This window comes from Acinetobacter sp. A2 (genome assembly GCF_012371325.1).
GTDB lineage: Bacteria > Pseudomonadota > Gammaproteobacteria > Pseudomonadales > Moraxellaceae > Acinetobacter.
This window is the reverse complement of record NZ_JAAZQX010000011.1, coordinates 15,238-41,234: the sequence shown is the minus strand read 5'-3', so window position 1 is coordinate 41,234 and position 25,997 is coordinate 15,238. Positions and strand designations below refer to the sequence as shown.

Here is a 25,997-nt window from a genome sequence, read left to right as displayed (position 1 = left end):
GAAATAATATCGTGGGAAATAAAAGTCTATTATAAATAGCCTAAGCAAAGTCATTCTTTGCTAAATACAGTGAACGCCTATAAAAACTCGATCAGTTGCATCCAGTTCCTTGTAGCCTTTAAACTGTATAGCACTTTCATAGATTCATCCCATCCGAAGGTTCAATATGCTCAATAAGCTGACAGGTTTATTTAAAAATAAAGCGCAAGCGGAAGAAGAGGCTTATCTTGAAGCACATCAAATACAATGGAATGCTGAGCAGGGTTATATTGTAGAAGGGATTGTTTTAAATAAAACTTTGGCAGAACGATTAAATTATTTGTCAAACCGCCGTATGCAGCAGTTTGATGATTTAGCACAGCTGTATTCTACAGCCATGATTATCAATGAAAAAATTGACCTTGAAATTGCACAGCAGCGTTTTAACGAAATGGTGGGCAATACCGAAGAAAATTTGCTTGAATTTAAGGCAATTATTAAAAAATTGAATGATTATTATCGACAGTTCTTACGTGATAAAATGTAAAGTTCTGCATAGCACAAAATTAGTGAATACAATTTTAAAGTCGCTCAAAGATATAAAAGCTTACTCAAAAGGGCATGCCAGTATGAGAAATATACAGCTTTAGGATTAATAAAAATTACGCAAATCCGTCAATTCATCGTGCTAGTATAAGCCCCATGTTGTTTAGACCCTAAAGCTATATACATGTTCCAACAAGAAATTTCTCAACTCAACTTAGCGCAACTTAAAGCGGGTGAAAAACGCTGGATTGGCAATCTACAAGGTTCTGCTGCGGCATTATTGTTTAAAGAAATTGGTCAGCAGAGTCGGCATTTATTTGTCATTGTGGCGCGGAATCAACAACACTTGGCGCAGTTGGAAAGTGAATTAGAGTTTTATGGGGTTAAACCGACCATTTTCCCAGATTGGGAAATTTTACCGTATGACCGTCTATCACCTCATCAAGACATTGTCTCAGAGCGTTTGGCAATTTTGTCCAATATGCCACAGCAAGGTGTGTTACTGGTATCTGCAACGACTTTGGCGCAGCGTGTTGCACCAACTACGTGGGTACTCGGTGAGCATTTTGATATCCGTGTTGGGCAAAAATTTGCTTTAGAACAACAAAAACAGCGTTTGGTACAAGCAGGCTATCATTTGGTTGATACAGTCTATGATCACGGCGAGTTTGCCGTACGTGGCAGTATTATGGATATTTATGCTTCGGGACAGGAAGCCCCCATTCGTATTGACTTATTTGATGATGAAGTTGAAACCTTAAAGTTTTTTGATCCAGAAACGCAGCGTACCACGCAAAGTCTGAAAAACTTTACAGTTTTACCCGCGAAAGAGTTTCCGTTAAAAGAAGGTCGTGCAGTTTTCCGTGACCGATATGCAGAGAGTTTTCCAACAGCCAACCCAAAAAAGAACCCAGTGTATCAGGATGTGTTGGAAGGTATCGCATCACCAGGTTTAGAGTTTTATTTCCCGCTATTTTTCACTAATGAACAGCTTGAAGGTCAAAATACACTGCTTTCGTACTTACCTAAGCATTGCATTGTCATTACAGATAAGGCTGTGGATGAAGGACTGACTCAATTTTGGAAAGATGTATTGTATCGTTATGAAGACCGACGTCATAACATCGACCAGCCAATTTTGCCACCTGAACAATTATTTCTACAACCGAACCAATTATTAGAACAGCTGAATCAGTTTGGACGAGTGATTGCATCTCCCGAAGCTTTTGAGCAAAAAGTAGGTGTAGTGAATCTTAATACCTTAACACCACCACGTTTAGCAGTAGATCCAAAACAAGAAAAACCCTTTCATGCAGTGAAGCAATATATTGATGCTGCTAATCATCCTGTCTTATTGGTAGCAGAAAGTGCAGGCCGTCGAGAAACTTTAAAAGATGCGTTACGAGCCGCTTTGGGTGAAATTCCACAAGTCGACAGTTTTGAGGCCTTTCAGCAGTCATTACAAGCCATTGCAATCACCAATGCACCATTAGATCGTGGTTTAGTCATTCAAGATAAACTCAGTGTTATTTCAGAAAATCAGCTTTATGAGCATCGGGTAGTACAACGCCGTCGTAAACGCCAGCAGGAAGTTTCTGAAGAGTTTTTAATTCGCAGTTTGACCGAATTAAGCATTGGTGCACCTGTGGTACATATTGATTATGGTGTGGGGCGCTATGCAGGTTTAATCACTTTAAGCATCGATGAACAAGAGCATGAATTTTTGCAGCTCGATTATGCAGATGCAGCTAAAGTGTATGTGCCTGTGACCAATTTACACCTAATTAGCCGCTATAGTGGTGGTGATCCAGACCTTGCACCTTTGCATAAGTTGGGTACAGATGCGTGGAATAAAGCCAAGCGCAAAGCTTTGGAGCAAATTCATGATGTGGCGGCTGAATTGCTGCATATTCAGGCACGTCGCCAATCTAAACCTGGCTTTGCTTTTGAGTTAGATCATAGCTTGTATATGCAATTTGCTAGCGGCTTTGCCTATGAAGAAACCCTAGATCAAGCCAATGCCATTGAAGCGACCTTGCACGACATGCAATTGGCGAAACCTATGGATCGTTTGGTGTGTGGTGATGTCGGTTTTGGTAAAACTGAAGTGGCGATGCGTGCTGCATTTGTAGCAGTACAAAACAATAAACAAGTGGCTGTACTGGTTCCAACGACTTTGTTGGCACAACAGCACTATGAATCATTTAAAGATCGTTTTGCCGATTGGCCAGTACGTATAGAAGTCTTATCACGGTTTGGTTCGAGCAAATCACATCAAAAAACCATTGAAGATTTAGCCGAAGGCAAAGTCGATATTGTGATTGGCACGCATAAAATTCTGCAAGAAAATATTCAGTTCAAGCAATTAGGCTTAATGATTGTCGATGAAGAACACCGTTTTGGTGTGCGTGATAAAGAACGGATTAAAGCGCTGCGTGCTGATGTAGATATGCTGACGCTTACTGCGACACCTATTCCGCGTACCTTAAATATGGCATTTAGTGGTATGCGTGATTTGTCGATTATTGCAACGCCACCAGCTCGCCGTTTAGCAGTCAAAACCTTTGTGCAGGAACATACGGGCGATACCGTAAAAGAAGCTATTTTACGTGAGTTATTACGCGGTGGTCAGGTGTACTTCCTGCACAATGAAGTAGAAACTATAGAGCGTAGTGCACAAACGATTCGTGAGTTAGTGCCCGAAGCACGGGTGGCTGTGGCGCATGGACAGATGCGAGAGCGTGAACTAGAACAGGTCATGCAGCAGTTTTATCATAAAGAATACAATGTTTTGGTATGCTCAACCATTATTGAAACAGGGATTGATGTTCCAAATGCCAACACCATTTTAATTGAACGTGCCGACAAACTTGGATTGGCACAGCTGCATCAGTTACGTGGACGTGTTGGGCGCTCACATCACCAAGCCTATGCTTATTTACTTGTGCCGTCTATCAAGGGCTTAAAAGGCGATGCTGAAAAACGCCTAGATGCAATTCAACGTGCATCAACCTTGGGCGCAGGTTTTATGCTTGCGACAGAAGATTTAGAAATTCGTGGTGCAGGTGAGCTCTTAGGTGAGCAACAAAGTGGTTCAATGCAAGCCATTGGCTATAGCTTGTATATGGAAATGTTGGAAAAAGCCACCAAAGCCATTCAAAAAGGTAAGACTCCGAACTTTGATGCACCGTTGTCATTGACTGCTGAAATTAACCTACACATGCCTGCGTTAATTCCTGATGATTATTTGGGTGACGTACATCAACGCTTATTGTTCTATAAGCGTATTAGTAATACCGATACCCAAGACAAACTCGATCATATTCGTATGGAGTTAATAGACCGTTTTGGTATTCCACCACAAGCAGTGAAGCAATTGTTTGCAGTGCATCAACTACGTTTAAAAGCAGAACAGTTGGGTATTACCAAAATAGATATTGGCAGTAATGGTGGTCATATCGAATTTTCACCAGACACGCCAGTGCAAGCCATCAGCATCATTCAAATGATGCAAAAACATCCGACTTATTTCCGTATGGATGGCGGGCAGCGTTTAAAAGTCATGGTGATGTTGGAAGAGCCTGAAAAGCGGATTCAGTTTATCGCTGACATGCTGAACAGCTTGTTAAAAACCTTGCACAACTGAGTTTAAAACCTGCAATTGAAACACGAAGTTTAAACACAAGTTTATGAAAACTTTATCCAGAAGCTTATGATTCTATGATGAAAATTTTTCATGATAATATTGTGATTAAATTATGTTTTATTTGTACTGAAACACGATGGGAATCATACTCAGTTCAATAGGGATGTGATAGTATTACCCATCATTACAATTTGCGTCATTTATAAAGATATGTTTAGTTTGCATCCACAACTTGCTCAAGATACTTTTTTTGTAGGCGACTTTCCTCTGTCAACATGTCGTTTAATGAATGATATGCAATTCCCTTGGTTAATTCTAATTCCACGTGTGCCAGGGGTTACAGAACTATATGAATTAAGTCAGGCAGACCAAGAACAATTTTTACGTGAATCGAGCTGGTTATCTAGCCAGTTATCACGTGTATTCCGTGCCGATAAAATGAATGTTGCTGCATTGGGTAATATGGTTCCACAATTGCATTTTCATCATGTTGTGCGTTATCAAAATGACGTGGCATGGCCTAAACCTGTTTGGGGTACACCAGCAGTTCCTTATAGCAATGAAGTGTTAGCGCACATGCGTCAAACTTTAATGCTTGCGCTACGTGGTCAAGGGGATATGCCTTTTGACTGGAGAATGGATTAATTCTAAACACGGGTGCCACGCAGGAAGCGTGGCATTTTAATCCTAAATCGGAGTAGGTTGCGGCGTTCATGTATAATTGGATGGAAAAAGATCCCAAACAATTCGAATTCCTGCATCGTTTAGTCGGGTATGCGAGTTTATCCCTGATTATGGTGGTATACCACTACACCTATGCCGATACCAATTACCAAATCTATCTTCCTATTTTTCTTATTTTTCTTTTATTAATTATTCCTAAACTCTCACGCTGGATTCAATACAAACGAAATCATCAAGCTAAGCGTAACTTATTATTTATTATTGATATTGTTGTCGTAGCTACCTGTCTTTCTGCAGTACATTTAAACTTGGTTCTGACTTTTGTGGCGTTGTTTGCGCTGTTATACACTGCAATTTATATTAAAGTTTCCTTCTTTTTAGTGGCCTTAGCGTCTTTACTTGCTGTTAGCGTTTTTTATCTTTGTAATATTTTTATTTTTGGTTTTCATGAGTACTTTGAACAAAGTAGTACCGAACTGACCATTTTATCTTTTCTGTGCATGATTTTTTATTTTGGTATGGGCAGTGCATATCAAGCGCAGCGAATTCGTTTCACGATGGCAAAAAAAGACCATTATTATAGCCAAATGAACCGTTATATGGAGTTTGCCAATCAGTTAAGCCGTTATGCACCATTGCAGCTTTGGCAATCTATTATGAAAGGGGAATCTGAAGCAAAAATTGAATATAAACGTAAGAAAATGACGATTTTCTTTTCAGATATTCAGGGTTTCACAGAGCTTTCTGAAACCTTAATTCCAGACGATTTAGCATTTTTACTCAATGATTATTTGAGTCACATGACTGAAATTGCCAAGCAATATGAAGCGACGGTAGATAAGTTCATGGGTGATGCGATTTTAATTTTCTTTGGAGACCCGAATACTCAAGGCGTAGAACAAGACGCAAAAACTTGTGTGGAAATGGCAATTGCCATGCGTCAGCAAATGAAATTATTGCGCGAGCGCTGGATTAAAATGGGGTATCCACCGTTGCATATTCGTATGGGCATTAGTACGGGTTATTGCCACGTAGGGAATTATGGCGCAGCACATCGTATGGCCTATACCATTGTAGGGCGTGATGCCAACTTAGCTGCACGTTTGCAAAGTGCAGCAGAGGTGGATGAAATTTTATTATCAGATGACACTTATAAATTAATTAAAGATGATTATTTGTGTGCGCCTAAAGCGCCGATCTTTTTAAAAGGAATTCAGGGGCCAGTCAGAACATGGCAGGTGATGGAAAAATATGCCGCCAGTAAGTCTGATTATCAGCGTTGGTTTGACTACGAATACAAAGGTTTTCATTTATTGCTGAACTTAGATGAAGTGCAAAACTTTGAGTATCCTGAACTGATTACGGTACTGGAAAAAATGATCAAGCGTATTCAAACCCAGCAACATCTGACCAACGCTCAAGGCATCGTGAAACTGAATCTTGAAGATGAAGTGATTGAAACCACACCAGAACCGAGCCAACCAGAACAATATCATTAGCACTAAAATAAAACAGCAGTTCTGCATCAGGAAATTATTAAAACAAGCGTTTAACATAGGCCAATTCCATCCAGTCTGAGTTGAATGAAATTAGCACTTAGTTAAAATATTGTTATTGCCTGTGAGTAACTAACTCCGAAAGCTATTGAATTTTCACTAATTCTACACGTCTATTCAAGGCTTTGCCTTCATCCGTTGTGTTGTCAGCAATGGGTTGTGACGCACCGAAACCTCGTGGCTGTAAACGATCTGCCTGAATATCTGCTTGTATGAGCGCATTTTTAACAGCTTCAGCTCTTGATTCAGAAAGTTTTAAATTGTGCTGCGCTAGACCTGTATTATCTGTATGCCCATCAATAGATAATTTTAATTGTGGATCCTGTTGCAGTAGTTTCACTATTTTATGAATAGCTGTTTGGCTAGATGCTTCAATTTTGGCGCTATCTACAGCAAAATTAATATGCACAATTGCTTTGCCTGTTTCAGCAATAGATTGAGCTAATTCATCCGATTGTGGTTGCATGTTCAGTTGCACTTTTTGCATTTTTGCTTCAAATGGTTTGAGTTCCATAACCACAATTTTAGGTGAGTTTAGGCTAAGCTGGGCAATTACAGCTTGTCCTGCATTGTTTTTAAACCCGTATGTATATGTTTTTTGGCCAATATTCAGCTCTATATTAGAGTCGGTGTAAGCTATTTTTTCTGTTAGCTGAAAAGGAATTTCAGTATCATTTAATTTTTACGCACCTATGGTTTGCATATTTTGTTCAAAACTTTTAATTAAAATGAGTTCTGAAATATTGTTTGAAGTTTTAGATAATGGAACTTTATAGAGGGCAGAGTAAAACTTGAAGTGCGTGATAGTTTTGTTGAATTGCAAAATAAAATTGTTTGTAATCCTGTAAGGATGGGCCATTTTCAGCATACCCTTCAGGAAGTGAAATATAAGGAAACTGGTCTAGGCTTATATTGGCATTTGGTAATTGATTAATATCAAAATTTTGAGCTTGTAGGGCTGTTTCAACTTTTTGTTCTGTTTGTGTCGTGTTGGTTTCAATCTTGTCTGGTTTTTCACTTTTACTACAGGCTGTACATAAGCATAAACTTAACACCGTGCTTATAGCTAAATGCGCTTTTTTCATTATTCTCTCCAAAATTTTGTTTAAATCTAATTGGGCAACTGCCTTTAAGTTTTGGGTATAAAATTTGTTCGGAGAATAGCATATTGGCAGAATACTCAAGTTATCATTTTGTTATTCGCAAAATAAAAAAGACTGCAGAGGCAGCCTTTTAAGTTCTTTATAACAAAAAGAATTAGTGATTTTCAGAAGCATGATTAATCGTGTATTTTGGAATCTCAACTTCTAAATCTTCATCCACAACTTTAACTTGGCAAGACAGACGAGAGTCAGGCTCCAAGCCCCAAGCACGATCTAGCAAGTCAGCTTCTACATCATCCATTTCTTCAAGGCTGTCAAAACCTTTACGTACAACAACGTGGCAGGTAGTACATGCACAAGACATATCGCAGGCATGTTCAATTTTAATGCCATTTTTTAATAGGCTTTCGCATAAATTAGCATTTTGTTCGACTTCAAACTCAGCACCTTCTGGGCAGAATTGCGCATGTGGAAGTACTTTAATACGTGGCATAATCTTTACCTTAAATTAGTTTGAGTTTGACCAGTCGTCAAGTTTGGTACCTTTGAGTGCTGCATCAATATGTTGATTCATACGAAGTGCAGCAAAGGCATCACTGTGTATTTTAAGCTGTTCAACGGCATGTTCAATGGCTTTAATATCTTGTCCTGCCAATTCAGCATCCAATTGTGCTTTTGCTGCATTTAATGTTTCAAGCTGTGTGGAGCTAAGTAATTGTGCATCAACTTTTAAAGCTTGTTGTAAGGCTTCAAGTTCACGTTGTGCTTCAACTTTAGTTTCGTGTAAATGACGCAATTGTTTGTCTTCTTCGGCATATTTAAAGCCATCAAGTAGCAAACGCTCGGTATCTGCTTCAGACAAGCCATAAGAAGGTTTGATATCAATATTTGCGCTGACACCAGAGGTCGTTTCTTTGGCAGACACACTGAGCAAGCCGTCGGCATCGACTTGGAAAGTAACTTCGATACGTGCCTGACCTGCGGTCATTGGTGGAATACCATGTAAGACAAAACGGCCTAAGCTGCGGCAATGTTCCACCAAATCACGTTCGCCTTGTACGACATGAATCAACATTGCTGTTTGACCATCTTGATAGGTCGTAAATTCTTGACGACGTGCTACTGGAATGGCGGTATTACGTGAAATAAGACGCTCGACCAAACCGCCCATGGTTTCTAAACCTAAAGACAGTGGGGTAACATCCAATAATAAAGAACCATCTTTACTGTTGCCAATTAACTGATTAGCCGTAATAGATGCGCCAATTGCAACCACTTCATCTGGGTTAATGGTGCATAATGGTTCTTGATTAAAGACTTCTTGGACTGCTTTTTGTACAGCATAAGAGCGTGTTGAGCCGCCAACCAAAACCACGTTTTGAATGTCATCTAAGTCAAGTTTGGCATCACGCATAACACGTTTGCATACACTAATGGTTTTATCCAATGCAACCTGAATAATGCTTTCAAATGTTGCACGGTCTAAGTGTAGGGTATGCTCTAAAAGTTTTAATTCAACACTTTCTGCTTGGCTAAGCGCTTCTTTGGCTTTGCGGGCAGACACAATAAAATGCGCATGCTCTGCATCATTTAAGTGTTCAAGTTGAAGCTGTTTTTTTGCCCATTTTACAATTAAGCGATCTAAGTCATCACCACCCAAAGCAGTATGACCGCCAGTGGCTAAAACTTCAAAGACACCTTGTGAAAAACGCAAAATAGAAACGTCGAAAGTACCACCACCTAAGTCATAAATAACATAGTTACGGTCTTGTTCTAAATTGGTTTCCTGATCTAAGCCGTATGCAACTGCAGCAGCAGTAGGTTCGTTTAATAAGCGTAAAACTTTTAAGCCTGCGAGTTCTGCCGCATCACGGGTAGCTTGACGTTGTGCTTCATCAAAATAAGCAGGAACAGTAATTACTGCACCATTGATTGGATTCTGCAAGCTTGCTTCAGCACGGTCTTTGAGCTGTTTAAGCAGTTCTGCGGAAATTTCAACAGGCGTTTTACGACCTTGTGCTGTTTCAAAAGCAGGCATTTGAGTGTCTTCACCCACCAAAGTGTAGGGGTGTTGAAACTTGATGTCTGCTTTAGAGCGCCCCATAAAGCGCTTAACTGAAACAATGGTATTTTTAGGATCTGTAGTAATAAACGGCGCAGCATCGTTACCATATTGGCTGCTTTGTTCTGCATAATGGACAATTGAAGGCAGTAGTACACGACCTTGTTCATCCTGTAGCACTTTGGCTTTACCAGAAAGCATGGTGGCAACCAATGAGTGGGTGGTGCCTAAGTCAATACCAATCGCGATACGATGTTCATGCGGTGCACTTGATTGACCTGGTTCTGCAATTTGCAAGAGCGCCATTATGTAAAATCCTTTGCCCGTTAAATATTTAAATACACTAAATTAAAAATCATCATCTAAATCAAAGCTATCGTCATCTAAGAAACGATCTTCAGCTTTGTCTATATCTGCCATGACTTTAATGAAAAAACGTAACTTGCGGACTGTGTCTCGTGCTTCAGCCCAATCTTCTTCGGCATAGTCAATTTTAAACTCACGTACCAAACCATCAATCCATTGCTGAACTTCAACTTTGAGGGACTGCAGGTCTTCGGCAGCACTTGCATCATCCAGTTGCTCTCGAATTTCTAGAGCATCCTGTAAAAATTCAAAATCATGAATAGATTGATCTAAGTGATAATCCTGTTTTTTCAGTGACAGCAGATAAGCTGCACGACTGTCAATTGCAGAGAGTTGTTTAAAGGCTTGATTAATTTCACTAGATTTAATCAGGGCTTGATCTTTGTCTTCAGCTTTGTCTGGGTGATATTGTTGCTGCAGCTTTAAAAATTCAGCTTTTAAAGTAGCGAAATCAATATCGAGTGCGACGGGAAGATTGAACAACTCAAAATGATTCATGGGAGATGGAATCCGCAATTAGTGTGCAAAAATGACTGCATAAATGCAATTAAAACAGTGCATTGTACACTGTTTTAAGTCATAAAAGAGGGAGGTGCTGGTTATACAGTGAAAGATTCACCACAGCCACATTCGCCTTTTTTATTGGGGTTGTTGAACTCAAAACCTTCGTTTAAGCCGTTTTTAACGTAGTCCATTTCCATACCATCTAGATACACTAGACTTTTAGGATCTACGAAAACTTTAACGCCAAACTGTTCGAACATTTGGTCATGTGCATCTACTTCATCTACAAATTCGAGCACATAAGCCAAACCAGAACAGCCTGAAGTTTTCACGCCAACGCGAATACCTTCACCCTTACCGCGATTTTTTAAATAATTGCTGATATGAGTTGCAGCATTTTCAGTTAAATTGATCATGAAAACTCCGTTTATCTTTTCACAAAACCCAGCAAATTAAGCTTTAGTTTTTTTGCTGCGATAGTCTTCAACAGCGGCTTTGATTGCATCTTCCGCCAACACAGAGCAGTGTACTTTTACTGGTGGAAGGGCTAATTCATTGGCAATATCAATGTTTTTGATGGCTTGAGCTTCATCCAAAGTTTTACCTTTAAGCCACTCAGTTACCAACGAGCTTGATGCAATTGCAGAACCGCAACCATAAGTTTTGAAACGTGCTTCTTCAATCACGCCTTCATCGTTAACTTGAATTTGTAGACGCATTACATCACCACATGCAGGTGCGCCCACCATACCTGTACCAACGTTTTCAGCATTTTTGTCTAAAACGCCAACATTACGAGGGTTTTCGTAATGATCAATTACTTTATCGCTATAAGCCATGTCGCTTCTCCAAACCTCGGGGTCCGCCTTAATATGAATATGGGGGGTAAAATTACCTTTATCAATCTAATGGCTTCCTAACAAAGCCATTAGATTCAGGGATGAATTAGTGCTCAGTCCATTCCACTTTAGAAAGGTCAATGCCTTCTTTGTACATATCCCAAAGTGGTGAAAGTTCACGTAACTTTTCAACAGCAGCTTTAGTGACTTCAAGTACATGATCAATATCTTCTTCAGTGGTGTATTTACCAAAGCTGAAGCGGATTGAGCTATGTGCGAGTTCGTCTGAAAGACCTAAAGCACGTAATACATAAGATGGCTCTAAAGTTGCAGATGTACATGCAGAACCAGAAGATACCGCAGCATCTTTCAGTGACATCATTAAAGATTCACCTTCAACAAAGTTGAAGCTGATATTTAAGTAGTTTGCTACGTTCTGAGTTGGGTGACCGTTCAGGAACACTTGTTCCATAGAGTTTAAGCCATTCCAAAGCTTGTCACGCAATACACGTAAACGTGCTTGTTCAGAAGCTAAGTTTTTACCTGCAAGCTCAAACGCTTCGCCCATACCTACAATTTGGTGTGTTGCAAGTGTGCCTGAACGCATACCACGTTCGTGACCGCCACCATGCATTTGCGCTTTTAGGCGAACACGAGGGCTGCGGCGAACGAAAAGTGCACCAATACCTTTAGGACCATAGATTTTGTGTGCAGAGAAGCTCATCAAATCCACTTTTAAAGTAGATAAGTCAATTTCAACTTTACCAGCAGCTTGCGCAGCATCAACGTGGAAGAAAATTTTCTTAGCACGCGTGATTTCGCCAATTGCAGCGACATCGGTAATGGTACCAATTTCGTTATTCACCATCATCAAAGATACTAAAATCGTATCTGGACGAATTGCCGCTTCAACCATTTCAGGCGTAATTAAACCTGTTTGTGGTTGCGGCTCTAAGTAGGTGATTTCAAAACCTTCAGATTCAAGCTCACGACAAGTATCTAAAATGGCTTTATGTTCAATTTTAGAGGTAATGATGTGTTTGCCTTTAGAAGCGTAGAATTGTGCTACACCTTTAAGCGCAAGGTTGTCAGATTCGGTTGCACCTGAAGTCCACACGATTTCACGTGGATCTGCTTTGATCAAGTTCGCAACTTGTTCACGTGCATATTCAACTTTTTCTTCTGCTTGCCAGCCATAAGCGTGTGAGCGAGAAGCGGCATTACCGAAAGTCCCATCAAAAGTCAGGCACTCCATCATGCGTTCTGCAACTTGCGGATCTACAGGAGTGGTTGCTGCGTAGTCAAGATAAATAGGACGTTTCATGTCAAATACCTGTAACCGATAAAAGGGCTGAATCAAACGGAGCTGTATTTTGGCGGATGGCAACGGTTTGTACGTTGTCACGGGCTACTAAGTCAGCAAGTGAGATTTTAGCGAGATAGTCGGCGATATGATGGGAGAGTTCTTGCCATAAGTCATGAGTTAAGCACATTGCACCATTTTGGCAGTTCCCCTTATGGTCGCAGCGTGTGGCATCAACTGTTTCATTTACGGCTTCAATAATTTCTAGCACAGTGATTTCATTTGCACTACGTGCTAAATGGTAACCACCGTTAGCACCGCGAACACTAGACACTAAGCCGTGGCGCTTAAGTTTTGCGAATAACTGCTCAAGATAAGCAACAGAAATAGTTTGACGGGCTGCAATTTCAGCAAGCGTGATCGTTTGTTCAGTTGGCTGCAAAGCTAAATCAAGTAGAGCAGTCACTGCGTAGCGACCGCGAGTTGTTAAGCGCATGATTCGATACACATGATTAGACTAGATGTGTGTATTCTATGAATCCCGACTAAATTAGTCAAGTATTTTATTGTTATCTTGTAGCGAAGGTTTAGGGCTGTTTTTATTGATGTTTTAGTGTTCTTAATTCAGCCATAAATTATACACTAATAACGTAATTAATAGTACTGTTATTATGCTAAAGGCGATATTGATACGTTTCTGACGTCGTTCAATACGACGAATACGGTTTTTATGTTGTTTTAGCTCAACTTGTAGGGTGTTGATTTTAGAGCGCTGCTCATCAATTTTGTCTAAAAGAGGGGCAATACGTTTTTTAGAGCTAACCACTTCTTGCCCTTGAGGTGCTTCTTTTAACCACTGTTTCCAGTCGGCCAAAACTTTAGGCGCACTAAAATGCAAAATCAGATCACGAAATTCATCTTTTAGGGTGATGTCGCCATCTATACGCATGTGCTTGATGCTACGACGGTTGCCTAAAATAAAGATTTTGAATAAATCCATTAAAGTGGTGCGTACATCTAAATCAATGGCTTGATCAGGCGCTTTGCTGTCAAACAAAATACCATGTGGGCTAAATTGCACATAAATGTCAAAATAAGGAATGTAGCTATTAATTTTTATAGTGATTTTTTGATCTACAAATTTTTTAGCTTGTAATGCGACAACGCGATCGTGCTTTAAAATAAAGCTAAAAATGGTTTCAAGCACAATCATAACCATAGTGAGCAACAAATGCGGATTACTTTGTCTTTGTTGCGAGTCACTCATAAAACCAAGTCCCTTAATTTAAAAGTTGAATTCCTTAATTTGTGTTTTTTGATCAGAAATATCGGAAAACACATGCAATAATCTTGCTTTGTAGAACAGTTTAGCAAAACGATCAAGTATTTAATTTGCTATTATTGGCGTATTTTGTAGGTTTATTATATTCATTTGCGCATAAAATAAGCGGGAGATGTGTCCATGGAAAATGCAACACAAACGCCAGAAGAACATACTTCTGAATCTGAAAATACATTGAAAAATAAAGATAAAATACGTGCAGGTCGTAAATCTTCACTCGATTTTCGTAAATATACCAAGCAAATTTGGTTAGCAGGTTTAGGTGCTTTTTCACGCGCTGAAGAGGAAGGCAATAAATTGTTTGACTCTCTGGTCAAGGTGGGGGAAGAGCTGGAATCTAAAACCACTGAAATTGCTGACCAAACTGTTGAAAAGGTTTCAGAAAAAGCCAAGGAATCGGTGATAGACACCAAAGACAAGGTCGAGCGTCTGATTGACCATAGCGTAAATCATTCTTTAAATAGAATTGGCTTAGTAACAGCAAAAGATCTTCAACATTTAGAGCATTTAGTATTACAATTACATGCCAAAGTTGATGCCTTGATTGAAGAAAATAAACAATTAAAAGAAGATGTTGCAAAAAGTAAACGTGTCTAGCCTAGATTTAGAAACATGCAGATGTGGATGAGAGGCGGGTTTTAGACTAATTGTCAATAGTATCTTATGCTCCATCGTTTTTTACCATTTATTTTGCATAAAAGCGTACAGGGAGTATTGCTTTTACCCTCAAAGCATTGCTATAAAGGCGTTACGGTAATTTAAATTAAATCTCTGGACCTTAAATAAACGATATTAAGAGGACGTAATCTTCATGAATAAATCAGAATTAATCGATGCAATTGCAGAGAAAGGGGGATTGTCTAAGACTGATGCAGGTAAAGCCTTAGACGCAACAATTGCTTCAATTACTGAAGCGCTTAAAGCTGGTGATACTGTAACTTTAGTGGGTTTTGGTACATTTAGCGTGAAAGAGCGTGCTGCACGTACAGGTCGCAACCCACAAACAGGTGCAACCCTAGAAATTAAAGCAAGCAAAGTACCAAGCTTTAAAGCAGGTAAAGGTTTGAAAGATTCAGTAGCATAATCTTTTAAAATGCCAAGAAAGCGCGCCAATTGGCGCGTTTTTTATTAATAATGTCAATAAAAGGCGTCAATGCATTCATTCGCAGAGGGTTTTCAGTTAAAATCTTCCGCAAATAAAATATTGGAATACTTATGGAATCTTTTCGTAAAGTTATTAAGGGTTGGTTGGGCAAAGTTTTGCTCGTTTTATTCTTGACCCCTTTAGCACTTGTAGGTATTGAAGGATATTTTAGTGGTGGTCAGTCTGAAGACACTGCACAAACCGTGAATGGTCAGCAAATTTCAAAACGAGAATTAGACAATCTGACCAACTCGCTGAAAGAACAATACTTGGCTTATACCAACGGTGATGAAACGCTGTTAAATCAAAATTACATTCAAAATAAAGCACAAGACACTTTGGTTGCACGTACTTTGTTATTGCAACAGGCTGAAAAACTGGGCATTTCTTTGAGTGATGCTCAAATTGAGCAAATGATTGCGCAACAGCCAAACTTCCAACAAGACGGTAAGTTTTCTGAAACATTGTATGCCAACTATTTGCAATCTGTGGGTATGACGAATCAAGCATTGGTTGCAAACTTGCGTCAGGATCACGCTTTAAAAATGCTAAGTGCGAGCTTTACAGATTATGCTTTGGTGAGCCCGTCTGATATTCAGCAAATTGCAAATCTACAGACCCAACAGCGTACTTTGCATTTGTCTAGCATTAAGTTGGATGACTACAAGAAAAATATCAGCGTGACTACACAAGAAATTGCAGCATATTATGAGCAGCATTCAAGCACCTTTAAGCAAGTGGCAAGTGTAGATGTTGATTATGTTGTCGTTACGCCTGCAAATATTGCCCCTGCAAATACGACTGTGTCGGATGCTGAATTACAGCAAGCGTATCAAAAGTTTGTAGACACGCAAAAAAGTGCAGCAACGCCGACGGTTAAACATATTTTAATCACCACGGATGCACGTGATGATCCCGCAGCTCAAAAACTGGCAGCACAAGCAGCTACTGAAATTCAACAGGGTGCAAGTTTTGCCTCTGCTGCACAAAAGTATTCAGATGACCCTGAGTCTAAGGCCAAAGGTGGTACGGTTGCAGGTTATGAAGCTGGTGTCTTTGGTGATGCTTTCGATAAAGCTGTAAATAGCCTGAGATCGGGTGAAGTATCTCAGCCGATTAAAACGCAATATGGCTATCATTTAATTCAAACTGAAGGTGCTGCAGTTCAAGTACCTACGTTTGAAGCTGAAAAAGCACGTTTAACAGCTGAGTTGCAAAAAGCAAAAACTGAAAATGCTTATACAGATACCATCAACAGCTTAAATGAATTGGTGGTAAGCAGTGACGCTTTAGATGTCGTGGCTGAAGAAGTTAAAACAGTCAAAGTTCAATCTGCTAATGCGGTTACTTTAGCGACACAACATCCTGTGTTAAGCCAGCCAAGTGTGAAAGTGAAGCTGTTTAATGATGATGTGAAAAATGGTGATCGTAATGCCTCAAGCAATATCACTTTGGCTAATGGTGATGTGGTATGGGTGAAAGTGCGTAATTACCATGCAGCAGGTGTGCAAACTTTAGAGGAGGCAACCCCGCGTGTGAAAACACAACTGATTGAGAAAAAAGCATTTGATGCGGCTAAAAAAGATATTCAAGCTGCTTTAGATGCATTTAAAACTCAGCCAGCTGCAACGGTTTTAGCTAAAAACCAAATCCGTTTTGAAAATGCAGGTACATTTACTCGTGCAGATGGCTTGTTAAAGCGTGAAATTGAACGTGCTGCATTTAGTGTGCTTGCACCTAAACAAGGCATGTGGTCAGTAACGACAGCATCTTTACCGAATGAATTGGTTGTAGTCGCTGTATCGAATGTAAATGACACCACTTCGAATGCTTTGACGCCTGAACAGCTCAAAGAATTGGCGCAGTTATATCAACAACTTCGTGCTCAGCAAGAGTTGGATGACTACACTCAATATTTGAAGTCTCAAGCGAAAATCAAATAGTCATTTATCATCAAAGAAAAAACCAGCAAATTTGCTGGTTTTTTTGTGCTTGTAAAAAGCGTTGACTAAGATATTGATGGCTTATTCAGCGCGGATTTTTAACTCATAACCTGTGTATTTGCGAATGTTAATCACGCCAGTATCTAATATAAGATATTGTCCTTTAATACCTTGTAACTTACCGCGAATAATTGGGGTTTTATCCAAATTATGCGATTTGATTTTTTCAGGATATTGCTCTACAGGATATACAAACTCACGTGGTGGCTCTTGATCTAACAATTCAACGGTTTCATTGAATTCTAAGTTTTGACTAAATTCATCACGAATAGTTTGAATTTTAGGTGCAAACTCTTCAATAAGCTGTTCACGCACTTCAATTAAGTTTAAAGGTGCTGCTTCACCTTTGAGTAATTTACGCCAGTCCGTTTTATCTGCCACTTGTGAACCAAACATGATTTCGAGTTGCCCAGATAAACGGCGTGAGCCAACTTTCATAATTGGCAATGCTTGGGTGGCACCCTGATCTAACCAGCGTGTGGGCATTTGTCCTAGACGGGTAATCCCCACTTTTAAAGCGCTGGAGTTGGCTAAATAGACTATATGTGGTTGAAAGCAGACCTCATGTGCAAAACTATCTTCACGACACGTCCCTAAATGATAATGGCAGGTTTCGGGTTTCATAATGCACATATCGCAAGAAGCCTTGGTTTTAAAGCATTTAAAACAATGACCCTGAGAATATGATTTTGGGGTTTTGACGCCACAAGAAACACAGTAAATATTGCCTGTCCATTCCAGTTCAATTTCTTGACCAAGCTGAAAAGGCAGATCAATTTCTGAACGGTCTAGAATAAATTTATATTCAACATTTGCCTTGTGTACCTGTTCATCAGTTACACTATGGTCCTTAAGACCTGCGTGCATTTTATGGCAAATGCCTTGTAGTTCCATAAGAATACTCTCTCAAAAAATGAAGGAATGCAGTGATGGCTGATATGCGTTTGATTCAAGCGTTGATTGCAGATTTATCTCAACAACAGCCAATTTCTACCGCATTATGTGTGGGGCAAAATAGTGAAACTAGCCCGAATCCTCAAAATATAACAGTGGATAATTTTCCCACTATTGCATGTCAGTATTTTAGCGCATTGGACTTTTTAAATCTGCCTTTTACCCAGCGTTTTGATTTAGGTATTGTCTTTTTAGACTGCACAGATTTTTTCTCTGACAGTACGCAGGAAAAATTAATTCAGCAAAAATCTCAAGTATTGGTGAAATTGCGTGATTTACTGGCTAAACGCATTATAGTTATCGCTTCACGTGAAGATGAGCAATTGCTTCGTGCGCTTGGTTTTACCCAATTAATTGACCATAAATTTGAAGAACATCATTTGACCTTATGGCAGTTTAATATTTTGACTTATAAGCACGTGCCTGATTGGTTTAACTCTAAGTTTTGGGCAAATCCTGAAAATTGGGATAAATTCCGTTGGTAAACACTTAAGTAGTTCACCTTAAAGTGATACTTGAGTCATAAAAAGAAAACTTATTGCAAAATTTAACAATTTCTAGCAAGCATTTAGCTTAAAACTTCGTATGCTGTCATTAGGGCATAATGAGGAAAATAAAATGACCAATTTAAGCAATATTGTTGAAATATTGGCAAAGCAAGCATTAGGTGCGAATCAACAATCTAATCAATCGCAAGGTGGTTTAGGTGGTATTTTAGGTTCGGTATTGGGGCAGTTAAGTGGAAATAACCAGCAATCATCTCAAGGTGGCTTGGGTGGAATTCTTGGTTCGGTACTTGGCCAGTTAGGCGGGCAGCAACAGCGTTCAACAGCAGGCGCTTCAGGCACACAAAGTTTGCTGGTCGCAGTACTGCCTTTGGTGTTGGCATGGATTCAAAAGCAAGGCGGTTTACAAGGCGCTTTGGATAAGTTAAAAGGGCAGGGCTTAACCAGTCAGGTAGATGATTGGGTGTCTACTGGCCCAGGTGAAAATGCGCAAGTTCAGCCTGATCAAGTACAAAGCTTATTTGATGATGCTGATGTAGAACAGGTTGCACAGCAAACTCAAGCTCCGAAGCAAGATATTTATAGTGCGATTTCTACAGTCTTACCACAAATTATTGACTCATTAACACCGCAGGGTGAGCAAACCAGCAAACAAGAAGCGAATGATGATATTCAACAGGTAATGAATTTAGTATCTGGCTTTTTAAAGCGTTAATGTTAAAAAAATCATCTTTGTAAAACTTAACTAGATAAACAAAGCCAGCAAATTTGCTAGCTTTTATTTGCCTATAGGTTGTTGCAATAAAAAACACGCCGAAGCGTGTTTTTTATGTTTTAAGTTCGGTTAAGACTTAGAAGTCGTAACGGAAACCTAGAGAAAGACCTAGAGCATCTTCATCAAAAGCACCAGTAACGTTGTTTGAACGACCTTGTGACCATGGTGTTAATCTAGAGTTTGTATCATTTAACATTGTTGCAAGATTTGCGTATACACGTACAGCTTTGTCTAAACGGTGTTCTACACCTACAGCCAATAATGTTGCATTTGCGTCAGTCGCATCAACATCACGGTGGAAGACTTGACCGCGTACATAAGTTTTAGGTGCAACTTTATAATCCGCTGCTACACCAAATACGTGTGTATCTTGTTTTGAAAGAAGTTTCTCTAAATCACCACCTTTAGCAGCTGCAATATCTGCTGCTGTGCCTTGTTTATCAAAAGTAGTGTATTGATATAAAGCACCAATATTTAGCTCAGGTGTAACTTTGTATGCTGCTGCAATACGGAAACCATCACGTTCACCACGACCAGCTTCTTCTTCGTAATGCTCATAAGCAGTAGCAAAATCGACTTTTCCTTCTTTATAAGTTAAAGCTAAGTCATAAGCTTTATCTTTGTCATTTTTACCGTCTTTTGTTGCATCAGGGCTATTCTTTTCGTGTAAAGAAAGTGCGCCTAATACGTTAAAGCCACCACCAAATTTTGGTGTTTTATATTCAATTGTATTCGCATTACGTTCATCAAAACGCTGTTCAGAAACGCGAGTTACGTTGCGAATGTCGCCAACCATATCACCAAAGAAGTTAACTGGACCACGAGCAGCTTTAAATGGACTGTCAAAACGACCTACACGTGCTTGACCAAAGTCACCTTTTAAACCAACAAATGTATCACGGGTAGCAAACTCAACGTCATCATTTGCAGAGCCACTAGCGAAGTTAATTTCTTGTTCAATTTGACCAAAAACAGTCATGCCATTTTCTAATTTTTGTTCAGCTTTGAAGCCTAAACGTGATGAGTTAGAAGAAAGACCAACTTCGTTGTAGTCTTTACCATCATCAAGATAGTCTAAAGATACGTGTGCACGACCATAAACTTTAACATCAGCAGCCATAGCTAGTGCTGGTGTAAATAAGGTTGCCCCAACTGCTAATGCGCAAAGCGTTTTTTTCATGTGTAGCTCCAATACAGACTATTGTTTTTTAGTCCTAAACATTGTTCAGAAGTAGGGTTGATCTACCGCTGCTCTCTATTGGTGCTAAGTATTCCTTACAAATGCGACAGTAATATTAAGGAAATATTTCAAAATTATTAAAAAGAACAAATTAGACCAAAAACTTACCTTTAATCGCAAATTTTAAGTGAACAGGTTTTTAAATTTAGAAAAAATTTATGAAATGAATAACTTAATTGCAAGGGAAGTGACATATTATTGTTATCAATGCTGTGGTTAATCGGGAAATTAAACATGAAGCAAAAAAATGGAGCGAGTGCTCCATTCATTTTTAATACAGTTTTGGAAATATTTTAAAGTGCTGCTTTAATTTTTTCGGCCTGTGCTAGGATTTTTTCCTGATCGCCCATTTGTGCAGCATGTTTTCCAAGTTCGTGAACTGAAGTTGGAATTAAATGGAAATGTACATGCGGTACAGTTTGTCCTGCACTTGCACCAGATAGCTGCATGAGCACAATACCATCCACACCTAAGCCTTTTTCAATGGCTTTAGCAATTTTTTGCACAATTTGGATGGTATATGCTGCAGCTTCGGCAGGCAGGTCCAATAAAGTGACTGCAGGTGTTTTAGGAATAACCAAGGTGTGACCATCGGCTTGAGGCATGATGTCCATAAACGCAAGCACGTGTTCGTCTTCATACACTTTTATTGCAGGAAGCTCACCACGTAAAATTCTTGCAAAAATATTTTGATCATCGTAAGCCATAATAATTCCTTCAATTCAGCTTATTTTCAAAACTGTTACTTACAGTTCAATTCTTTTTGACGTGCTTTAATTGCATCAAGGCGTTGTTGTTCTTTTTCAGAGAACTTCGGCTTAGTTGTATAGCAATTGTCATTACCAAAACGTGCTTTAGCTTCAGGATCTTTAAAGCAGAAACCTTTAGATGCATAAATAACATCGTGATCATTTTTTAATTTTTGACATTCTTGCTCAGAAGCAAAAGCAGTTGAATTTGCCCCGATAAAAGTTGCAAGGCTTGCAAATACGGCAATGCTAAACTTTTTCATAAGAGTTTCCTCTGTGGTTTGTAGGGTGACGAAGCACTTATATACATTATTGGGTTTGTGGCTGCGTATTCAATGGCGAGTTCTTACTCTAGGGTAATATTACTCCATAATTCATACATTTTCACGGCAGTGGAAAAATCACTGTCTTTTTCTGCAGTTAAATTTGCCGCTTGAATCAGACTTTGAGTTAATGCCAGTACAGGTGCAGGCAAGGCCGCCTCACGGACTAAATCAAGTGCAATGCCTGTATCTTTGGCAAGTAAAGGCAGGGCAAAGGTATTTGGGAAAGCACGATTCAGTACTCGTTGCGGTAAAATCATTTCTGTTACGGCACTTTTGCCACTTGAGGCATTAATGCATTGCAAAGCCTGATTCAAATTTACCCCATGTGCTTTTAGGGTAGTAAAACCTTCAGCAGCAGCACATAGGCTGACCGCCATGAGCATATTATTCACCGCTTTAACTGCAAAACCTGCACCTGGTTCACCCACGTGCTGAATCACTTTACCAAAAGCCTGAATTGCAGGGAGCGCTTTTTCAAAGGCTGCTGCTTTACCACCAATCATGACCGTTAAGGTGGCATTTTCTGCACCAATGGTTTGGCCACTTACAGGTGCATCTAAGAAATCGACGTTTTGGGCTTTAAGTTGTTGTACCAGTTTTTTTGCGCTTTCAGGTACGCCACTGGTGCAGTCGACCCAAACTGAACCTGCTTTAAGTTTAACTTGTGCAATCAGGTTTTCAACTTCGGTACTGGTAGGCAAGCAAGAAAAAATAACATCTGCCTGTACCGCTTGAGCCAATTCAACCGCTTGAGTGCCATATTCTGCAGCATGTTGCTCGGCTTTGGCAAAGTTACGATTCCAAACATAGACCGTGTCAAAATGTTTGGGTAAATGTGCTGCCATGCGGTAGCCCATTGCGCCTAAGCCAATAAATGCAACAGATTGAATCATATTCGTGCTCTCTTTATGCGATTTTGCTGGATCGTTGTTCTAACCATGTGGTCAATTTAGGCCAAAATTCATTGGCACTTTTTTGACTGGACATTAAACCTAAATGCCCGCCAGGAATAAGAGTAAACGTGACATCGGTACTACTTGTCAATTCACACAAAGGTTGAGCTGCCTCTGCAGTGACAATCTGATCACTGTCACCTGCACCAACCAGAAGCGGGCAATTGATATCTTTTAGGTCAATATTGTGCTGTTTGAGCTGAATATGTCCTTGTTTAAGTGGGTTTTGCAGCCAAACATTTAACACCATGTCCTGATTAATGCCGCCAGGATAATCAATCATATTGTTTAAAAAATTGGCGAGCGTGGCATTTTCATGCAAAGTCTGTAAGTCATGTAAATTGGAAAGCATCTGTTTATTGCTTTCCAACCACGCTTTCGGGTCTAAAATTTTAAAACCTATCGCATTAATTAAACCTGGCGTATGAATAAAATGCTTGGGAATGTTGCCCGAATAAAATGCATGTTGCAGTTTCGGGTATTTGGAAATCAAACGATTGGTGATTTGAAATAGCTTACCCACACGGCCCGACGCATAACTGTCCACAGGGCTGCCCAAAATCATTAAATTTTTAACATGTTCAGGTCGGTGTTTTGCAGTGTAAAGCATGGCAAAGACACCTGCCATACTCCAGCCATGCAAAGAGATTTGTGTAGTTTGTGCATGCTGTAAAATATGCTGAATACAATGTGGCAAAGCATCATCTATAAAAGCCATAAAATTTAGATGACGATGCTGATAGGTTAATTGCCCCCAATCAATCAGATAGACATCAAAACCACTATGCTGAAAATGCTTGACCAGTGAGCGATACGGATATAAATCGTAAATGGACATGGTAATGGCAAGCGGTGCCACAAATACCAGCGGTTCTTTGTATTGCTTGTTGGGCGAGGCGTAATAACGAATCTGTGCATGTTTATAACGTGCAACAATTTCATAGGCTGTGGACTGCGACAGAATCAAATCCCGACTCTTAAACAGACGTGTACTGAGGTTTTTCAGTTTTTTTCGGTGCGGATTAAATTTTCGTTGTAACTGATTCATGAGGTGTTCCATCACACAAGGCGCCGATTTGAATGAAGTCTAAGCGATATTTATACATTTTACCTTGACCTTAAATACGCTTGGCGCTCAAAATGTTGGCAATTATTAACAAACAGGTCTTAGGACTAGATTAAGGGCTGAGCAGTAAAGATGAGTCAACCAGACGACCTTGCATATCAATTAGATACTTTAGCGATTCGTACAGGGCATAACCGTACATTTGAAAGTGAACACAGTGAACCAATTTTTCTGACGTCATCTTTTGTCTGTGAAAATGCTGCCGATGCAGCCGCCAAGTTTTCAGGCGAAATTGAAGGGAATACCTATTCACGTTATACCAACCCAACCGTACAAGCCTTTGAAAAGCGTTTAGCTGTTTTGGATGGTGCAGAACGTGCTGTGGCAACAAGCTCAGGTATGGCGGCAGTGCATGCTGTGACCTTGGCTTATCTTAAAGCAGGCGATCATGTGGTGTGTTCACGTGCGGTCTTTGGCTCTATCATTTCACTGTTTGAAAAATATGTGATGAAGTTTGGTGTAGATGTCACATTTGTCGATCTAGAAGATTTAGACAGTTGGAAGCAAGCAATTCGTCCAAATACGCGTTTGTTATTTATTGAAACACCATCAAATCCATTGGCTCAGGTGGGTGACTTGCAAGCGATTGCCGATATTGCACATGCACATGGTGCGTTATTTGCGGTAGATAACACTTTCTGTACGCCCGTTTTGCAACAACCACTAAAATTTGGTGCAGACCTCATTATTTATTCATCAACCAAATATATTGATGGTCAGGGGCGTGCTTTGGGCGGTGCGGTTGTCGGTAAAGACAAGTTGGTCGAAGAAATCAACAGTGTTATTCGTACCTTGGGTAATTCATTAAGTCCGTTTAATGCATGGATTTTCTTAAAAGGCTTGGAAACATTAAGCCTGCGTATGAAAGCGCATTGTGCCAGCGCACAAAAACTTGCAGAGTGGCTAGATGCACATCCAAAAGTGGAAAAAGTGTATTATGCGGGACTGCCACATCACGTAGGGCATGAACTCGCGAAAAAACAACAGTCTGGTTTTGGTGGTGTTGTATCGTTTGTAGTGAAAGGTGAGCGTGAAGGCGCTTGGACCGTAATTGATAATACACGCTTCTTGTCGATTACTAGTAACTTGGGTGATGTAAAGTCGACTATTACCCATCCTGCAACAACATCGCATGGCCGAATGAGTCCAGAAGCCAAACAAGCAGCAGGCATCAGCGAAGGTTTAATTCGTGTTTCTGTTGGCTTGGAAGATATTGATGATATTATTCGCGACATCGAGCGCGGTTTAGACCTCATTTAAAACGATAGATCATTTGTTCGGAGATTTTTATGAACATTAATATGTTGATGCAGCAAGCTCAGCGCATGCAAAAAGAAGTGGAAAACAACATTAAAAAAGCCAAAGAAGAACTTGCGCAAACTGAAGTGCATGCAGAAGCGGGTGGTGGTTTAGTGAAAGTGACTATGACTTGCCGTAATGTAGTGAAACGTATCGAAATTAATCCTGAATTGTTGCAAGACGATGCAGACATGATTGAAGATTTGATTGCAGCTGCAATGAATGATGCAGCACGTCAGGCTGAAGCAATTTCTGAAGAGAAAATGAAGTCTGCAAACTCTGGTATGGGCTTGCCACCTGGCTTGGCAGGTTTATTCTAAGGAACGGCGTATGTTTAGTGATCGTTTTGATCAACTGGTACAAGCGCTGCGCATTTTGCCAAGTGTTGGGCCTAAATCGGCTCAACGCATGGCATTGCACCTGATTATGAAAAATAGAGAAGGTGCAGTCGGTTTGGCTCATGCTTTGAATGAAGCCACCAGCTATATTCACGAATGTTCGATTTGCCATTCATTAACTGAAGATGAAGTTTGCAATATTTGTGCCTCACATGATCGGGATGCACATTTGCTGTGTGTCGTGGAATCTCCGGCCGATGTGATGGCCATTGAGCAAAGCGGTAGTTTTCGTGGCAAATACCATGTCTTAGGTGGGCATTTATCGCCTTTAGATGGTATTGGCCCAGATGAAATTGGCATTCCGTACTTGGTACAGCGTTTGAGTGATGGCAATATTACCGAAGTGATTTTAGCCACCAATGCAACTGTGGAAGGTCAGGCAACGGCGCACTATTTGGTCGAAGCCACAAAGCATTTACCTGTGCAGATGACGCGGATTGCGCAAGGCGTACCGCAAGGTGGCGAGCTTGAATATGTCGATAGTCATACTCTAAGTCAAGCTGTGCATAATCGGATGCGAATGAAATAAGCATCTTGGTGCTTATTTCATGTGAATGATCATTTAAAGTATTTGCTTGAATTCACATAGAGTAA

Annotated in this window: 28 protein-coding genes; 12 read left to right on the top strand and 16 right to left on the bottom strand. The window is 39.9% G+C overall.

What is annotated here, in order from left to right; genetic code table 11:
* Positions 1 to 166: 166 nt before the first annotated feature.
* From HHA43_RS05960 to HHA43_RS05945, 4 genes are all read left to right on the top strand, one after another.
* On the top strand, positions 167 to 526 hold the full coding sequence (locus HHA43_RS05960; protein ID WP_168542067.1) for a hypothetical protein: 360 nt from the start codon (positions 167 to 169) through the stop codon (positions 524 to 526).
* Between the two features lie 183 nt (positions 527 to 709).
* Complete coding sequence (gene mfd / locus HHA43_RS05955; protein WP_168542065.1) at positions 710 to 4,171, top strand: transcription-repair coupling factor; 3,462 nt, start codon at positions 710 to 712, stop codon at positions 4,169 to 4,171.
* Positions 4,172 to 4,381: 210 nt separating this feature from the next.
* On the top strand, positions 4,382 to 4,816 hold the full coding sequence (locus HHA43_RS05950) for an HIT domain-containing protein (protein WP_004976660.1): 435 nt from the start codon (positions 4,382 to 4,384) through the stop codon (positions 4,814 to 4,816).
* 68 nt (positions 4,817 to 4,884) lie between these two features.
* Positions 4,885 to 6,354 (top strand): adenylate/guanylate cyclase domain-containing protein, encoded by a 1,470-nt coding sequence (locus HHA43_RS05945; protein ID WP_168542063.1) that lies wholly within the window; start codon positions 4,885 to 4,887, stop codon positions 6,352 to 6,354.
* Between the two features lie 142 nt (positions 6,355 to 6,496).
* Here HHA43_RS05945 and HHA43_RS05940 read toward each other — a convergent pair whose 3' ends face one another.
* From HHA43_RS05940 to HHA43_RS05895, 10 genes are all read right to left on the bottom strand, one after another.
* Positions 6,497 to 6,877 (bottom strand): OmpA family protein, encoded by a 381-nt coding sequence (locus tag HHA43_RS05940; RefSeq protein ID WP_168542061.1) that lies wholly within the window; start codon positions 6,875 to 6,877, stop codon positions 6,497 to 6,499.
* A 304-nt stretch (positions 6,878 to 7,181) separates the two neighbouring features.
* Positions 7,182 to 7,496 (bottom strand): hypothetical protein, encoded by a 315-nt coding sequence (locus HHA43_RS05935; protein ID WP_168542059.1) that lies wholly within the window; start codon positions 7,494 to 7,496, stop codon positions 7,182 to 7,184.
* A 172-nt stretch (positions 7,497 to 7,668) separates the two neighbouring features.
* Positions 7,669 to 8,007 (bottom strand): ISC system 2Fe-2S type ferredoxin, encoded by a 339-nt coding sequence (gene fdx, locus HHA43_RS05930; protein WP_168419041.1) that lies wholly within the window; start codon positions 8,005 to 8,007, stop codon positions 7,669 to 7,671.
* A 15-nt stretch (positions 8,008 to 8,022) separates the two neighbouring features.
* Positions 8,023 to 9,882, bottom strand: coding sequence for a Fe-S protein assembly chaperone HscA (gene hscA / locus HHA43_RS05925; RefSeq protein ID WP_168542057.1), 1,860 nt, complete (start codon positions 9,880 to 9,882; stop codon positions 8,023 to 8,025).
* A 42-nt stretch (positions 9,883 to 9,924) separates the two neighbouring features.
* The gene (gene hscB / locus HHA43_RS05920) at positions 9,925 to 10,440 is read right to left on the bottom strand and encodes a Fe-S protein assembly co-chaperone HscB (protein ID WP_168419043.1); all 516 of its coding nucleotides are present in this window, start codon (positions 10,438 to 10,440) and stop codon (positions 9,925 to 9,927) included.
* A gap of 101 nt (positions 10,441 to 10,541) precedes the next feature.
* Positions 10,542 to 10,862, bottom strand: a complete 321-nt coding sequence (iscA, locus tag HHA43_RS05915; protein WP_168419044.1) for an iron-sulfur cluster assembly protein IscA — start codon at positions 10,860 to 10,862, stop codon at positions 10,542 to 10,544.
* 36 nt (positions 10,863 to 10,898) lie between these two features.
* Positions 10,899 to 11,285: a Fe-S cluster assembly scaffold IscU gene (gene iscU / locus HHA43_RS05910; protein ID WP_168419045.1), complete on the bottom strand. Its 387-nt coding sequence runs from the start codon at positions 11,283 to 11,285 to the stop codon at positions 10,899 to 10,901.
* Positions 11,286 to 11,391: 106 nt separating this feature from the next.
* Positions 11,392 to 12,609, bottom strand: a complete 1,218-nt coding sequence (locus HHA43_RS05905; RefSeq protein WP_168542054.1) for an IscS subfamily cysteine desulfurase — start codon at positions 12,607 to 12,609, stop codon at positions 11,392 to 11,394.
* Position 12,610: 1 nt separating this feature from the next.
* Positions 12,611 to 13,084 carry an Rrf2 family transcriptional regulator gene (locus HHA43_RS05900; protein WP_004976645.1) on the bottom strand — a complete coding sequence of 158 codons (474 nt, stop codon included), beginning with the start codon at positions 13,082 to 13,084 and terminating at the stop codon, positions 12,611 to 12,613.
* A gap of 123 nt (positions 13,085 to 13,207) precedes the next feature.
* Positions 13,208 to 13,855, bottom strand: coding sequence for a hypothetical protein (locus HHA43_RS05895; protein WP_168419047.1), 648 nt, complete (start codon positions 13,853 to 13,855; stop codon positions 13,208 to 13,210).
* A gap of 195 nt (positions 13,856 to 14,050) precedes the next feature.
* Here HHA43_RS05895 and HHA43_RS05890 point away from each other — a divergent pair, with 195 nt between their 5' ends.
* The 3 genes from HHA43_RS05890 (at position 14,051) to HHA43_RS05880 (ending at position 17,017) form a co-directional block, all read left to right on the top strand.
* A complete protein-coding gene (locus HHA43_RS05890; RefSeq protein ID WP_168419048.1) occupies positions 14,051 to 14,527 on the top strand; it encodes a phasin family protein in 477 nt (158 codons plus the stop codon).
* Between the two features lie 214 nt (positions 14,528 to 14,741).
* Positions 14,742 to 15,014 carry an HU family DNA-binding protein gene (locus HHA43_RS05885; RefSeq protein ID WP_168419049.1) on the top strand — a complete coding sequence of 91 codons (273 nt, stop codon included), beginning with the start codon at positions 14,742 to 14,744 and terminating at the stop codon, positions 15,012 to 15,014.
* A gap of 131 nt (positions 15,015 to 15,145) precedes the next feature.
* Positions 15,146 to 17,017 (top strand): SurA N-terminal domain-containing protein, encoded by a 1,872-nt coding sequence (locus HHA43_RS05880; protein WP_168460321.1) that lies wholly within the window; start codon positions 15,146 to 15,148, stop codon positions 17,015 to 17,017.
* Positions 17,018 to 17,098: 81 nt separating this feature from the next.
* Here HHA43_RS05880 and HHA43_RS05875 read toward each other — a convergent pair whose 3' ends face one another.
* Complete coding sequence (locus HHA43_RS05875) at positions 17,099 to 17,971, bottom strand: DUF2797 domain-containing protein (protein ID WP_168542052.1); 873 nt, start codon at positions 17,969 to 17,971, stop codon at positions 17,099 to 17,101.
* Between the two features lie 35 nt (positions 17,972 to 18,006).
* Between HHA43_RS05875 and HHA43_RS05870 the strand changes: the two genes are divergently transcribed.
* Positions 18,007 to 18,516 (top strand): DUF6231 family protein, encoded by a 510-nt coding sequence (locus HHA43_RS05870; protein ID WP_168542050.1) that lies wholly within the window; start codon positions 18,007 to 18,009, stop codon positions 18,514 to 18,516.
* A gap of 133 nt (positions 18,517 to 18,649) precedes the next feature.
* The gene (locus HHA43_RS05865; RefSeq protein ID WP_168419053.1) at positions 18,650 to 19,252 is read left to right on the top strand and encodes a YidB family protein; all 603 of its coding nucleotides are present in this window, start codon (positions 18,650 to 18,652) and stop codon (positions 19,250 to 19,252) included.
* A gap of 136 nt (positions 19,253 to 19,388) precedes the next feature.
* Here the strand turns inward: HHA43_RS05865 and HHA43_RS05860 are convergent, their stop codons facing one another.
* The 5 genes from HHA43_RS05860 to HHA43_RS05840 all read right to left on the bottom strand — a co-directional run bounded on the left by HHA43_RS05860 (position 19,389) and on the right by HHA43_RS05840 (position 23,628).
* Positions 19,389 to 20,492, bottom strand: a complete 1,104-nt coding sequence (locus HHA43_RS05860) for a porin (protein ID WP_168542048.1) — start codon at positions 20,490 to 20,492, stop codon at positions 19,389 to 19,391.
* Positions 20,493 to 20,845: 353 nt separating this feature from the next.
* Entirely contained in the window at positions 20,846 to 21,259 is a 414-nt protein-coding gene (locus tag HHA43_RS05855) for an HIT family protein (RefSeq protein WP_168542046.1), read from the bottom strand.
* A gap of 35 nt (positions 21,260 to 21,294) precedes the next feature.
* Complete coding sequence (locus HHA43_RS05850; RefSeq protein WP_168419056.1) at positions 21,295 to 21,564, bottom strand: YARHG domain-containing protein; 270 nt, start codon at positions 21,562 to 21,564, stop codon at positions 21,295 to 21,297.
* A gap of 83 nt (positions 21,565 to 21,647) precedes the next feature.
* Positions 21,648 to 22,520, bottom strand: coding sequence for an NAD(P)-dependent oxidoreductase (locus tag HHA43_RS05845; RefSeq protein ID WP_168542044.1), 873 nt, complete (start codon positions 22,518 to 22,520; stop codon positions 21,648 to 21,650).
* A 13-nt stretch (positions 22,521 to 22,533) separates the two neighbouring features.
* Entirely contained in the window at positions 22,534 to 23,628 is a 1,095-nt protein-coding gene (locus tag HHA43_RS05840) for an alpha/beta fold hydrolase (RefSeq protein WP_168525500.1), read from the bottom strand.
* A 150-nt stretch (positions 23,629 to 23,778) separates the two neighbouring features.
* Here HHA43_RS05840 and HHA43_RS05835 point away from each other — a divergent pair, with 150 nt between their 5' ends.
* The 3 genes from HHA43_RS05835 to recR are packed head-to-tail and all read left to right on the top strand — an operon-like array spanning position 23,779 to position 25,932.
* Positions 23,779 to 24,966, top strand: a complete 1,188-nt coding sequence (locus HHA43_RS05835; RefSeq protein ID WP_168525502.1) for an O-succinylhomoserine sulfhydrylase — start codon at positions 23,779 to 23,781, stop codon at positions 24,964 to 24,966.
* Between the two features lie 29 nt (positions 24,967 to 24,995).
* Positions 24,996 to 25,325, top strand: a complete 330-nt coding sequence (locus HHA43_RS05830; RefSeq protein WP_004976621.1) for a YbaB/EbfC family nucleoid-associated protein — start codon at positions 24,996 to 24,998, stop codon at positions 25,323 to 25,325.
* A gap of 10 nt (positions 25,326 to 25,335) precedes the next feature.
* The gene (gene recR, locus HHA43_RS05825) at positions 25,336 to 25,932 is read left to right on the top strand and encodes a recombination mediator RecR (protein WP_019837914.1); all 597 of its coding nucleotides are present in this window, start codon (positions 25,336 to 25,338) and stop codon (positions 25,930 to 25,932) included.
* Positions 25,933 to 25,997: the final 65 nt, after the last annotated feature.